The 12686-nt window shown below is 60.1% G+C and carries 11 protein-coding genes and 1 other RNA gene; 5 read left to right on the top strand and 7 right to left on the bottom strand.

Annotated features, from left to right (window positions below; genetic code table 11):
* The 3 genes from hemN to HP546_RS16805 all read left to right on the top strand — a co-directional run.
* A partial coding sequence (gene hemN, locus HP546_RS16815; RefSeq protein ID WP_172227567.1) for an oxygen-independent coproporphyrinogen III oxidase occupies positions 1-1185 on the top strand: 1185 nt, incomplete at its 5' end.
* A 186-nt stretch (positions 1186-1371) separates the two neighbouring features.
* Positions 1372-2106, top strand: coding sequence for a Crp/Fnr family transcriptional regulator FnrA (gene fnrA, locus HP546_RS16810; RefSeq protein ID WP_003254301.1), 735 nt, complete (start codon positions 1372-1374; stop codon positions 2104-2106).
* A gap of 55 nt (positions 2107-2161) precedes the next feature.
* The gene (locus tag HP546_RS16805) at positions 2162-2710 is read left to right on the top strand and encodes an adenine phosphoribosyltransferase (RefSeq protein ID WP_054573138.1); all 549 of its coding nucleotides are present in this window, start codon (positions 2162-2164) and stop codon (positions 2708-2710) included.
* A gap of 37 nt (positions 2711-2747) precedes the next feature.
* Here HP546_RS16805 and recR read toward each other — a convergent pair whose 3' ends face one another.
* From recR to dnaX, 3 genes are all read right to left on the bottom strand, one after another.
* Entirely contained in the window at positions 2748-3350 is a 603-nt protein-coding gene (recR, locus tag HP546_RS16800) for a recombination mediator RecR (RefSeq protein ID WP_172227565.1), read from the bottom strand.
* Between the two features lie 300 nt (positions 3351-3650).
* Positions 3651-3986, bottom strand: coding sequence for a YbaB/EbfC family nucleoid-associated protein (locus HP546_RS16795; protein WP_172227563.1), 336 nt, complete (start codon positions 3984-3986; stop codon positions 3651-3653).
* 64 nt (positions 3987-4050) lie between these two features.
* Positions 4051-6138, bottom strand: a complete 2088-nt coding sequence (dnaX, locus tag HP546_RS16790; RefSeq protein WP_172227561.1) for a DNA polymerase III subunit gamma/tau — start codon at positions 6136-6138, stop codon at positions 4051-4053.
* A 123-nt stretch (positions 6139-6261) separates the two neighbouring features.
* Between dnaX and HP546_RS16785 the strand changes: the two genes are divergently transcribed.
* Positions 6262-7017: an ABC transporter substrate-binding protein gene (locus HP546_RS16785; RefSeq protein WP_172227559.1), complete on the top strand. Its 756-nt coding sequence runs from the start codon at positions 6262-6264 to the stop codon at positions 7015-7017.
* A 47-nt stretch (positions 7018-7064) separates the two neighbouring features.
* On the opposite strand, the gene HP546_RS16780 is transcribed toward HP546_RS16785, so the two are convergent.
* Positions 7065-7553, bottom strand: a complete 489-nt coding sequence (locus HP546_RS16780; protein WP_172227557.1) for a DUF2938 domain-containing protein — start codon at positions 7551-7553, stop codon at positions 7065-7067.
* Positions 7554-7633: 80 nt separating this feature from the next.
* Between HP546_RS16780 and HP546_RS16775 the strand changes: the two genes are divergently transcribed.
* The gene (locus HP546_RS16775) at positions 7634-8044 is read left to right on the top strand and encodes a helix-turn-helix domain-containing protein (RefSeq protein WP_172227569.1); all 411 of its coding nucleotides are present in this window, start codon (positions 7634-7636) and stop codon (positions 8042-8044) included.
* 163 nt (positions 8045-8207) lie between these two features.
* On the opposite strand, the gene HP546_RS16770 is transcribed toward HP546_RS16775, so the two are convergent.
* The 3 genes from HP546_RS16770 to HP546_RS16760 all read right to left on the bottom strand — a co-directional run.
* Positions 8208-10880 (bottom strand): hypothetical protein, encoded by a 2673-nt coding sequence (locus tag HP546_RS16770; protein WP_172227555.1) that lies wholly within the window; start codon positions 10878-10880, stop codon positions 8208-8210.
* 680 nt (positions 10881-11560) lie between these two features.
* Positions 11561-11657, bottom strand: an RNA gene (ffs, locus tag HP546_RS16765) — signal recognition particle sRNA small type.
* 207 nt (positions 11658-11864) lie between these two features.
* Positions 11865-12686: helix-hairpin-helix domain-containing protein (locus tag HP546_RS16760; RefSeq protein ID WP_256678490.1), on the bottom strand; the 822-nt coding region annotated here is incomplete at its 5' end.

Here is a 12686-nt window from a genome sequence, read left to right as displayed (position 1 = left end):
TGCTACTACTGCGCCTGCAACAAGGTCATCACCAAAGACCGCGCCCGCGCTGCGCCCTACCTGCAGCGCCTGGAGCAGGAAATCCGCCTGATCGCCTGCCACCTGGCGCCTGGGCAACGGGTCGAGCAACTGCATTTCGGCGGCGGCACGCCGACCTTCCTCAGCCATGTGGAATTGCGCCAGCTGATGGCCACCCTGCGCCAGCATTTCCACTTGCTGGAGGACGATTCCGGGGACTACGGCATCGAGCTCGACCCCCGCGAGGCCGACTGGTCGACCATGGGCCTGCTGCGCGAGCTGGGCTTCAACCGCGTCAGCCTCGGCGTGCAGGACCTCGACCCGGCCGTGCAGCGCGCAGTCAACCGCCTGCAAAGCCTGGAGCAGACCCGCACCCTGATCGAGGCTGCGCGCACGCTGCAGTTCCGCTCGGTCAACCTCGACCTCATCTACGGGCTGCCCAAGCAAACCCCGGAAGGCTTTGCCCGTACCGTCGAAGAAGTGATCCGCCTGCAACCCGACCGGCTCTCGGTGTTCAACTACGCCCACCTGCCCGAGCGGTTCATGCCACAGCGGCGCATCGACAGCAACGACCTGCCCAGCGCGGCCGCCAAGCTGGAGATGCTGCACGCGACCATCGACCAGCTGACCGCAGCCGGCTACCGCTACATCGGCATGGACCACTTCGCCCTGCCCGACGACGAGCTGGCGATTGCCCAGGAAGAAGGCACCCTGCAGCGCAATTTCCAGGGCTACACCACCCATGGCCATTGCGACCTGATCGGGCTGGGCGTGTCGGCCATCAGCCAGATCGGCGACCTGTATTGCCAGAACAGCAGCGACCTCGCCACCTACCAGGAAAGCCTGTCCAACGCCCAGCTGGCCACCCAGCGTGGTCTGCTCTGCAGCCAGGACGACCGCGTACGCCGGGCGGTGATCCAGCAGCTGATCTGCCATTTCGAACTGGACTTCGAGCCCATCGAACAGGCTTTCACCCTCGACTTTCGCGGCTACTTCAACGACCTCTGGCCCCAGCTGCTGAACTTGCAGCGCGACGGCCTGATCAGCCTGGACGACAAGGGCATCCGCATCCTGCCAGCTGGCCGCCTGCTGGCGCGCTCGGTGTGCATGGTGTTCGACGCCTACCTGGCGATGCAGAACCGCCAACGCTTCTCACGGGTGATCTGAACACCGAGTCGTTCGACCGCATGGACAAGTTTCCTTGTCGGGCACACTATTGGGCACACAAGGACTCCCGGCAGGCCACTGCCGGGGTTTCGCCACGGCGCACCATCATCGCGCACGCTGGCCTACACCCTGTGTCGTGGGTTACCCTTACGACTTATGTGTGCTTTCCCACAAGGATCGATTCAAATGTCCGAGCCAGTCAAACTGCGCCCACACAACCAGGCCCATTGCAAGGATTGCAGCCTGGCCCCCCTGTGCCTGCCTCTTTCACTGAATCTGGAAGACATGGATGCACTGGATGAAATCGTCAAGCGCGGGCGACCGCTGAAAAAAGGCGAGTTCCTGTTCCGCCAGGGGGACAGTTTTGGCTCGGTTTACGCGGTACGTTCCGGCGCCCTGAAAACCTTCAGCCTGAGCGACAGCGGCGAGGAGCAGATCACCGGCTTCCACCTGCCCAGCGAGCTGGTCGGCCTGTCGGGCATGGATACCGAAGCCTATCCGGTATCGGCCCAGGCTCAGGAAACCACTTCGGTGTGCGAAATCCCCTTCGAGCGCCTCGACGAGCTGTCGGTGCAACTGCCGCAGCTACGCCGCCAGCTGATGCGGGTGATGAGCCGGGAGATTCGTGACGACCAGCAAATGATGCTGCTGCTGTCGAAAAAGACCGCTGACGAGCGCATCGCCACCTTCCTGGTCAACCTGTCCGCACGTTTCCGCGCACGCGGCTATTCGGCCAACCAGTTCCGCCTGAGCATGTCGCGCAACGAAATCGGCAATTACCTGGGCCTGGCGGTGGAAACCGTGTCGCGGGTGTTCACCCGCTTCCAGCAGAACGGCCTGCTGCGCGCCGAAGGCAAGGAAGTGCACATCCTCGACCCGATCCAGCTGTGTGCGCTGGCCGGTGGCGCAATCGAGGCCTGAGGCCTGCGTTTAGCGGGTATACTTGGCCATTCGTTTTCCCAGGATACCCGCAACAATGCACAGCGACGCTTTCGACCTCAAAGCCCTGATCCGCCCGGTAGTGGACTTCCCGAAACCAGGCGTGATCTTCCGCGACATCACCCCGCTGTTCCAGTCGCCGCGTGGGCTGCGCTATGTCGCCGACCAGTTCATCGAGCGCTATGTCGAGGCTGAGTTCAGCCACATCGGCGCCATGGACGCGCGGGGCTTCCTGATCGGCTCGATCATCGCGCACCAGTTGAACAAGCCGCTGATCCTGTTCCGCAAGCAAGGCAAGCTGCCGGCTGACGTGCTTAGCGAGGGTTACCAGACCGAATACGGCGAAGCCTTCCTGGAAGTGCATGCCGACAGCCTGTGCGAAGGGGATTCGGTGCTGATCTTCGACGACCTGATTGCTACGGGCGGTACCCTGCTGGCAGCAGCCAACCTGGTGCGTAGGACCGGGGCGCAGGTGTTTGAGGCGGCGGCGATCATCGACCTGCCAGAGCTGGAGGGGTCGCGCCGGCTGCAGGCGGCCGGGGTGCCTACCTTCTGCCTTACCGAATTTTCTCTCAGCGAATACTGATTATTCGGGGGCGCAACGCGCCCCCGACAATTCCGAATCAGAGCGAAATCGGCCGCCGCCCTGCAAAGGCGTGGGCCAAGGTCCCACCATCCACCAGCTCCAGCTCGCCGCCCAGCGGCACGCCATGGGCAATGCGCGACGCCACCAGGCCCTTCTCGTTCAGCAACTGCGCAATGTAATGCGCCGTCGCCTCACCCTCCACCGTCGGGTTGGTCGCCAGGATCACCTCAGTGAAGGTGCCCTGCTCCTCGATCCGCGCCATCAGCTGCGGAATACCGATCGCCTCCGGCCCCAGGCCGTCCAGCGGCGACAAATGGCCCTTGAGCACGAAGTAACGGCCCCGGTAGCCGGTCTGCTCCACCGCATACACATCCACCGGGCCCTCGACCACGCACAGCTGGGTGTCGTCACGACGCGTATCGGCGCATTGCGGGCACAGCTCCTGCTCGGTCAAGGTACGGCACTGGCGGCAGTGGCCCACCCCTTCCATGGCCTGGGTCAGCGCCTGGGCCAGGCGCAGGCCGCCGCTGCGGTCACGCTCGAGCAGTTGCAGGGCCATGCGCTGGGCGGTTTTCTGGCCGACACCCGGCAGAATGCGCAGGCCGTCGATCAATTGGCGGATGAGGGGGCTGAAGCTCATGGGAATGGCCTGACAAATCAATAAGAGGCGGTTTATACCCAGCGTGGGCAGTGGCGTCAAATCAGCCTCCAGCCCCACACCGTCCTTGTAGGAGCGGCCTTGTGTCGCGATGGGGCGCGCAGCGGCCCCAGGAGCTTTGCTTCGCAGCATGAATTGCCGCGGCTGATGCGCAGCCCTATCCGACCGGTCCGGCGCCCCGGCAAGGCCGCTCCTACAAAAGAGCAGACCGCATCTGGCCTGAAATTTCTGCACAAAAAAACCGCCGCTGTTGTCAGCGGCGGTTTCGGTATCGCAATGCCCTTAGAACGGCATCTTGAAGCCCGGAGGCAGTTGCATGCCGGCGGTCATGCCGCCCATCTTGTCCTGGCTGCTCTGCTCGATCTTGCGCACGGCATCGTTAAGCGCGGCGGCGATCAGGTCTTCCAGCACTTCCTTGTCGTCTTCGTCAGTCGACATCAGGCTCTGGTCGATGCTGACGCGCTTCACGTCGTGACGACCGGTCATCACCACGCTCACCAGGCCGCCACCGGACTGACCGGTGACTTCGGCGTTGGCCAGTTCTTCCTGCATCTTGGCCATTTTTTCCTGCATCTGCTGGGCCTGCTTCATCAGGCCGGCCATGCCACCTTTCATCATGGGGGTATACCTCGATTGGGTCATGTGATGCGGCCCGGCACCGGGCCGGCCGCATGGTTATCCGTTACTGGCCCTGATTGGCCAGGGCCTCTACAGGCTCAATAGTATCCTGCCGCACCTTGGCACCGAACAACTTGATCATTTGCTGGATCAACGGATCCTGCTCGATCGAGGTGACCGCGTCCTGCTGGCGCTCGGCACGCTTGCGCGCCCCTGCCTGGGCCGGGGTTTCCTGCTCGGGCAGGATCAGCTCGATACGCAGGTTCAGGGTACGCCCCAGGTGCTGGTTGAGCGCATCGTTCAGGCGCCGCTGCTGGGTGGCGTTGAACAGCGCGCCTTGGCCAGGGTCCAGGTGCAGCAGCCAGTCATCGCCATCGGCGGCGATCAGGGTACAGTTTGCCGCGATGTTGCCTGTCATCCCGGACACAGGCAACTGCGGGAATAATTCCAGCCATTGCAGGGCCAGGCCGGTGGCCGGCTTGGCCGCTGGCAGCGGTTGCGCGACAGGTTTGGGCGCCTCTTCCTGGATGTGTTCGGCCAGTTCGTCCAGGTAGCTGAAGCCGACCGGGTCGCTTTCACCGCCGTAATAGTCGTCGTCCAGCGGCGGCTCATCGTCGCGATCCATGCCCACGGCGGCGTAGGCGGACGGATCGAAAGGCGGCGCGTCGGCTTCAGGCTGAGGTGCCGGCCGGGTTGCCGGCGGCGCAGGCTGAGGCGCTGCCTGCGGGGCAGCCAAGGGCTCTGGCACAGGCTCGACCGGCGCAGGCTCGGAGGCTGCGACCGGCTCCTCCCAAGGCAGGTCAACCACCTCGGCAACCGGCTCGGGCACTGAAATGGCCTCGATCTCGGCTTTCAGCGCGGTGTCTGGTTCCTGTTCCGGTTCATGGTCAGCTGTGGCAGGCGGCGGCACTACCAGCGGCGCAGTGGCAGGGGCAGGTTCTGGCGACACAGCCTCGGCAGGGGGCGGCGCCACGGCAACCGCTGGCGCTGCCACCGGGGTTGCAGGATCAGCTGTGGCCTGGCTGATCCCCACTGGCTTTAGCACCGGCTTCGGCGCATCGTCGGTGTCGGCCGGGCGGAACGCCAGCATGCGCAGCAACACCATTTCGAAGCCGCCACGCGGGTCCGGCGCCAAGGGCAGGTCACGGCGACCGATCAGGCCCATCTGGTAGTAGAACTGCACGTCCTCGGCGGGCAGCGCCGACGCCAGCGCCAGCACCCGGTCACGGTCGCCCTGGCCGTTGTCCACGGCCTCTGGCAGCGCCTGGGCAATGGCTACGCGGTGCAGCACATTGAGCATTTCGGCCAGCACGCCAGCCCAGTCCGGCCCCTGCTCGGCCAGGTTGCGCACGGCCTCGAGCAAGGCCCGGGCGTCGCCTTCGAGCAGTGCCTGCAACACACCATAGACCTGGCCGTGGTCAAGGCTGCCAAGCATCGCGCGCACATCGGCCGCCAGCACCTTGCCCTCGCCAAAGGCGATGGCCTGGTCGGTCAGGCTCATGGCGTCGCGCATCGAGCCATCGGCGGCGCGGCCCAGCAGCCACAGGGCATCGGGTTCGAACGGCACGTTCTCAGCGGCCAGCACGTGACTCAGGTGCTCGACCACCCGCTCCGGGCTCATGTTCTTCAGCGAGAACTGCAGGCAGCGCGACAGGATGGTGGCCGGCAGCTTCTGCGGGTCGGTAGTGGCCAGGATGAACTTGACGTAGGGAGGCGGCTCTTCCAGCGTCTTGAGCAAGGCGTTGAACGAGTGGGTCGAGAGCATGTGCACTTCGTCGATCAGGTAGACCTTGAAGCGCCCGCGGCTGGGGGCGTACTGCACGTTATCGAGCAGTTCGCGGGTGTCCTCGACCTTGGTACGGCTGGCGGCGTCGATCTCGATCAGGTCGACGAAGCGGCCCTCGTCGATTTCCCGGCACACCGAACAAGTGCCGCAGGGTGTAGAGGTGATGCCGGTTTCGCAGTTCAGGCACTTGGCGATGATTCGGGCGATGGTAGTCTTGCCCACGCCACGGGTACCGGTAAACAGGTAGGCATGGTGCAGGCGCTGGTTGTCCAAGGCATTGATCAAGGCCTTGAGCACATGGGCCTGGCCGACCATTTCGCGAAACGAGCGCGGACGCCATTTACGTGCAAGAACCTGATAACTCATCGAAAAACCATCGTAGCCTGATCGAGCGGAAGATCGCTAATGCTAGCGGAGCGGGGGCAAAATTGCACCCTGCGCGAGTCGTCTAAGCTTCAATACTGACGCGCTGTCCAGGGAGGATTGCTTTTGCGAACACTGCTGACCCTGTTACTGCTTTGGTGCTCCTGCAGCCTGGCTGAGCAGCCCGTAGTGCGTTTTTCCGTAGCTGAAAGCTGGAGCATGCCACTGGTGCGCATCGAAGGCGACCAGCCGGTGGAGGGTTTGCTGTACGACCTGATGCAGGCCATGGCCAGGGAAGTGGGCGTCCGCCCGGCGTTTCACGTGATGGCCCGCCTGCGCTTGCAGGAGGCCATGAACAGTGGCGATATCGATGTGCGCTGCTATGTGAGCACCCAATGGTTCAATGACCGGCCGGGGGATTTTGTCTGGAGCATCCCGCTGATTCACCAACGTGACGTGCTGGTGGGGGGGGTGGGTGAAAGCCACCCGATGCCACCTGAGGATCTGCCACCCCAGACGGTCGGCACCGTGCTGGGCTACACCTATTCGACCCTGCAGCCTCTGCTGGACCAAGGCCGATTGCAACGCGAAGACAGCCGCAGCCAGCTGCTGGTGCTGCAGAAGCTGCAGGCGGGGCGGTATCGGCATGCGGTAAGCAACCAGCTGTCGTTGCAGTGGTTCAACCAGGGCTTGCCGGCGCAGCAGCAGCTGCCTGCGCTGGCAGTGCTGGAGGAACAGGACCTGGGGTGCATGGTGCGCAATGATCCGGCGATACCGACGCAGAGGCTGCTGCGGGCCTTGGTGCGGATGAAGCAGTCCGGTGAGATCGAGCGGATTGTGCAGCGGTATGGGGGGATCGGGTTGGTTGGGGTACGGCGGTAGTGCTTGATGGCGCAGCCGTGCCAGCACTGCCGCATCTCCCTATCTCCTCACACCGAAGCCAGCAGCCGCGCACTCACAAACAGCCCTACGCCAAACACGAAGTGCGTGGCCAGGCTCTTAAGGCAGTTACGCGCAGGCATCGGCGTTTTTGACGCAAAGAACCCCGCCCCCATCGCCGGCTGCATGAAGCACAATGGCGCCACGACGGTCAGCACACCTAGCGCCAGCGCTGGCACCAAGGTAGGGACCAGCAACCACCCCTCCCCCGCAACCACCACCAGAAGCACCGCGAACAGCACGCCAATGGCGTAATGAATCACCCAGCCCAACGCCAGTTCATGCCGAACCGGCTCGGCCTTGGCAATCGCCTGATGCCGCACACGCCCGCTCAGCAAATGCCCCGCCCAGCGCCCGACCATGGCCATATTCAACGTGGCGATACCCAGCCGCCTGAGCAGAAGCGCCCACAGGTCCATCACTACCGTGGCACCGATACCAATGGGCAACGCAGCGGAAAATATCGATAAAAATGTCATGCAAAAGCCCTCCAGGATTGACGATCAACACCATGCCGCGCAGCATAGAAGTTGAAGTCAACTTCAAGTCAAGGGCCCGAATGGATATTGCTGACGTCGCCAAGCGCACAGGCGTACGTGCATCGACGCTGCGTTATTACGAGAAGAAAGGCTTGCTCAAGTCCTTGGCCGGACCTGGGCAACGGCGGCAGTTCGCCGCCGATGTTGCGGACCGCCTGGCGTTGATCGCCCTAGGGCAGGCTGCAGGTTTTTCACTGGACGAAGTGGGGGCGATGCTGGTGGACCTGCAGGTAGACCGGCAGATGCTGATGGCTAAGGCGGACGAACTTGATGCGCGGATCAAGCAGTTGCAGGCCATGAGCAAGGGCTTGCGGCACGCAGCGCAATGCCCGGAAGAAGATCATTTGGCATGCCCGAAATTCCGCCGCCTGATGCAGCTAGCTGCGGCGGGGCTTGGGAAAAAAGGGGGCTACACAGGCCTGACGAGATGACAGTCAATGCGTGTGTAATACGCAAAAGGGCTGCCGTGATGCGCTGGCGGTAATAAAAAATATAGAACCGCGCGACTGATCCCAGTTTTGGGATCAGTCGGATGCTTTTTAAACTGGCAGCCACTGAAGTTAGCCAGAGATGCATGGCTTTTTCGGACCATCCCTAAAAAGGTGTGTACCGAATGTTATCGAGATGCACATTTGTACCGCCATCCATGAACTCAAACGACTTGATGGCAGAACTAGGTGAGGTGAATGAAACCCGTGTGGAATGAGGTCGATACCCCGCCGGCTTGGCATCGGAAAATTTCGGCGCTGGAATGGTAGTAATCACAGTGCCGGCTGCCGTGTAAAAGCGTACTTTATGCGCCCCTCTAAAATCATCCGCGATATCAAAGCTGATCGCCTTGGCCAACCCTCTCAGAGTAAATTTTATATGGGCACCATGGCCCGTAGAAATAATATTCCCCCAGGTTGGATACCAACCATCGCAGCGGCTACACAACAATGAGCAATGGCCTCTGGTCACTGTAACGGTTAGCCCAGGGCACTCTAGTACCGCCCCAAGCGGCAAAGTCCTGGCCCCAACCGACTCAAAATTCTCCTTGGAAACCGCTCCAATAAGCTGCAAATTAAGCACATTGGAAAGAGTGACCTGCGTGGTCCCATTGCGTACCAATTCGTAGCGCACAGCAAGGGGTTGAGCAGCACTATCCAGCAGTGATTTCATGTTCTGAGCGAGTACTCGATCAAGCGGCAAATTGAATGTTTTGGCACCCGCACTGGTCAGCAGCATCTTACCGCTTGAGTAATTACCGACCTTGATGACAACTTCATCGCCAAGCGCCAGACTGGGGTGATCGACACGCACGGGGAGTAGATTGTCAATGATTGGTGTCAGGTTCAGTTTGCCGCCCACTTCCAAGGGCACCACTGGAGCGCCAATGAAATTCTTCTGCATCGCTGCGGTTGCCACGGTGAAGACAAAATCAGCGGATGCAGCAATAGGCTTTCCTGGCCATTCGACCGCGTAGTATACCGTCATTTCTACAGGCGCTGCACCTTCTAACTCATAGACAGAGCGAGGCACAGTGAATCGAAAGGGTCCGTTATCATCTTTAGAGACTTTCAGTTCGTCGCGATAATAATCACCTTCAGAGGTTTCCCAATGCAGGTAAATCGTGCACGGGGCCGGTTGCTCAGCACCCTCAGGGATCTCGATGACCATATTGAATTCATATTCATCATTATCGGGATCCAGGGTGCTATTGATCAGCGGCAATTCAGTTGCAGGTGCCGGCAGGCTCTCAACAGGGTCGCCAATTTCGTAAGTTGCGGTTTCAGACTTGAAGACCTGCTTGCCTCGTGCCACGTGGTACGAGACTTTCACAAAACCACCTTCAAGCACCTTGAGGAAAGTCAGCCCAGCAAGCCGGATCGCTATCGGGCTGCCAACCATATTGCTGGTGACCGGTACCTTTTTTACAGGTATCGAAAGCGGGGAACCCTCCGATTTTGTACCATGCCACACAAGGGTAATTTCATCTTGTGCTTGAAAATTGGCAGTCAGCGGAATCAGGACATTAATGAATTTGAGGTCCGGATCAACCCAACCACCTTCTGTCTTGTGGATCGTCGGCACTGGCAACAACGAAGCCATGCCTGTAACGTTGATATACCCTTTCTTCGATGTAATGGGCACCCCAGTCTTGGGTGTCAACGTATATGAAAACTGTGCACTGCCTCCACCGAGTGGCCACCACTGATCGTACGGAACTTGAACTTGCTGAGGTTTGATCGAATCCTGGACGATGAGCGGCCCAAAGTTCTTTGATGTGCTTTGACCTTGCTCGGTAGTGCCCACCCAATGCAGGAGGAGACTGTCACCCACCTGAAACTTTCCAGGAAACTGAAGGGCCACATAGTCCAGTGAAATACTGGCAGTCTCGATCTCACCCGTTGTGATAACAGCACCATTACCACTCAGCACTTCAGGCGCGCTCAGCGTAACGCCTTCAGTATTGACCTCGACCTTGGTTTCTTCGGACCATTCCGATTCGTTACCAACGACATCTGCAACGTAATAATATACAGGCAATGATTTACTATCGCCCTCTGCCTTTACAACACCTTCCGGCACCATCAATTCAATAGGCTTACCGACCTGAGCTTCAGTCACCTTGTGCGAGATTTCCTGATCCCCCCAGTACACATAGATCACATCATTCTCATTCATGCTCAGATAGGCAAGTATGGTGACCTTGATACCTGCTTTTGCTTCGTCTTGACCAATAACGGAAGACGCAGGCAAGGCCACGACGGGCGCACTGAGCTCCAAGCCAACACCTTGCGTCCCTTTCACGCCCGGCTGACCTCTACGGAACAACGTGCTAACTGTCGGAGACTCAAGAAATGCGCCGCCGACTGCTTTGTACACCGTATACTTCAAAAAAGAGCTACCTTCTGGGATTTTCTTACCTTCAATCTTGAATGTCTTATACTTCCCTGCCTCACTACTAGTGATTTTCCCTCCCGCAACCAGATTCCCCCCCCAAAACAAGCCAAGATAGTCTTGCTCCGCCGTTTTGGCATCCAGAGCAACAAGCACAGTCACCGTACTCTCAGAATCCTCAACCAATTCATCACTGATCCCAAAATCCTCGGTGGCCGCAGGGTGAATCACATCATCTATATAAGGACGTTGCAAGGCTGTAGACGTCGTGTTCGGATATTTCGATTTCACGTAAGCCGCAAAGCCCTTGAGCTCTTCATCAATCGACGCGACGCCATCCACTGTTACTGGGGCGCTTGGGGGTACAGCTCCTGGTAAACTCATGGCTCATTCCTCACTCGTAACGGCATGGATTAAACAGCTCTACTGTAGGAGTGCCCGCTATGCAGGACAACTGGCAGAAATGTCAGGTCCAGCCCCTCTCCTTTCACATCTTTTGAGACCAGGGATGCTCCGACCAACTTCCCGCGCGGAAGCGGTGAGTTGATATTTCCCCGTCACGGTGAGCTATCTACAAATGCTATTAATAATCCCGAAATGAAAAACCCCGCAGACCTGGATCTGCGGGGCTTCATGTATGATGGCGGACAGATAGGGTAGGAAAAATGGCGGAGACACTGACAATTGCAACTGCTACGCCTACTGCGGGGTATCCAGAAGGAGCGGTACTTGCCGCTCCAGCTAGAGCCGCAGCAGCCACCTTCTTATCAAACGCAGTCTTGCGAGTTGTTTGGTTAGGTTGATCGCCAGTACCACGCCGCTGGGTACTGCAATGCGCATGCTACTGCCCTGTAGAAAATTGGGGCCGCAACCTCACAGTAACCTAACGAACACGACTATTACCACGGTAGCAAAAAGTGGTGGTGGAGCCTGTCTGAAGGCGGTTTATAGTCGGCTGGAATGCCGTCCACAGCGCACCACTAGGTGCAATACGGTACTGGCCCACTTCTAGATTTTCTTGGGAGGAAGTCCTTTAGAATTAAGGACTTACGTAATGGAGGCGGCCCCACCAGCCACACCCCGGCACTCGATGTTCCCGCTATGGCTGCTTCCTTCCGGATCTGACCAGGTTGACGGGTAATCAATGCGGGGGGACCGATGGGGCCACCACTACATGCCTCGCTGAGCAGCGAGTGGCGCCATTGTACCGGTCTTGGGGGCAGATACAACCTCTGGATGAGAAAAAGTCATCATTTCTCAATGACTTGTCCGGACAGGGGTGACCTGCAAAGGCCTATTCGCGGGTGAACCCGCTCCTACAATGGGAGGGGCGGCGCAAGGCCGCTCCTACAGGGGTGCGCAGAAGGGTTAGACCGCGATACCCTGCTCGGCCAGGAAGCCGATGAAGGCATCCTCATCGAGCACCTTCACCCCCAGCTCGCTGGCCTTGGCCAGCTTGGAACCGGCACCCGGCCCCGCCACCACGCAGTGGGTCTTGCCAGAAACCGAGCCGGCCACCTTGGCCCCCAGGCTTTCCAGCTTGTCCTTGGCTATGTCGCGGCTCATGCGCTCCAGGCTGCCGGTCAGCACCCAGGTCTGGCCCGCCAGCGGCAGGCCTTCGGCAACCTTCTTCTCGCTGCTCCAGTGCATGCCGAACGCCAGCAGCTGCGCCTCGATGGCCCGCGCCAGCTGCTGGTTGGCTTCATCCTTGAAGAACTCACGCACGGCATCGGCCTGCTTGGCCGCCAAGGCCTGGCGCAGGTCGATGCCGTCGGCCGCGATGATCTTTTCCAGGCTGTCGAGCTTGGCCACCAGCTTCTCGGCACCGGTCGGGCCGACCGAGGCGATGTCGAGCTTGGCAATCATGCCGGCCAGGGTGGTGCTGGCCGCAAACTCTGCCGCCAGCTCGCCTTCGTCCTGCAGCTGCATGCCGCTGTCCAGCAATTGCCTGATAACCTTCTGGTTGTGCTCGTCTTCGAAGAAGTTGTGGATCTCGTGGGCAACCTCCAGGCCGATGTCCGGCAGGTAGGTAAGCACCTGCGGCAGTGCCTGCTGCACCCGTGCCAGGCTGCCCAACGAGCGGGCCAGCACCTTGGCGGTTTCTTCACCAACATCCGGAATGCCCAGTGCATAGATGAAACGCGCCAGGCTCGGGCGCTTGCTGGCCTCGATGGCGTCCAGCAGTTTCCT

Source organism: Pseudomonas sp. CM25, assembly GCF_013179705.1.
Taxonomy (GTDB): Bacteria; Pseudomonadota; Gammaproteobacteria; order Pseudomonadales; family Pseudomonadaceae; genus Aquipseudomonas.
Note: the sequence above shows the minus strand (reverse complement) of the source record. Positions and strands in the feature narration are given on the sequence as shown.